We start from the raw sequence: 343 nt of genomic DNA, 5'->3' as shown, positions 1-343 counted from the left end.
TGAAGGACGGGTCGGAGATCGCGACGGCGTCCACGCAGGTGCCGAAGTCGACGACGGAGATCTTGACGAGTGTGGATTCGTTCGTGAACTCGGTGCCGCAGGACGAGTTGCGCACGGTGGTCTCGGAGCTGGGTGCGGGGTTCAAGGGCACGGGTGGAGATCTGGGGCAGATCATCGACACCTCCGATGCGTTCATCAAGTCGGCCAACGACAACTTCGATGTGACCACGGCGTTGATCCGGGACTCGAACACGGTGTTGCGCACGCAGTCGGACAAGGGGTCGGCGATCCGGTCGTTCGCGCAGAACCTGGCGTTGTTCTCCGGTGTGGTGGCCGACAACGA

1 pseudogene is annotated in these 343 nt (G+C 62.7%); it reads left to right on the top strand.

Features of this window, described 5'->3' with window-relative positions:
- Positions 1-92: 92 nt before the first annotated feature.
- Positions 93-343, top strand: a pseudogene (locus EFL26_RS08460) (MCE family protein); the annotation flags it as partial.

The sequence above is a fragment of the Nocardioides pocheonensis genome (genome assembly GCF_003725535.1).
In the GTDB taxonomy this organism is placed as follows: domain Bacteria; phylum Actinomycetota; class Actinomycetes; order Propionibacteriales; family Nocardioidaceae; genus Marmoricola; species Marmoricola pocheonensis.
Note: the sequence above shows the minus strand (reverse complement) of the source record. Positions and strands in the feature narration are given on the sequence as shown.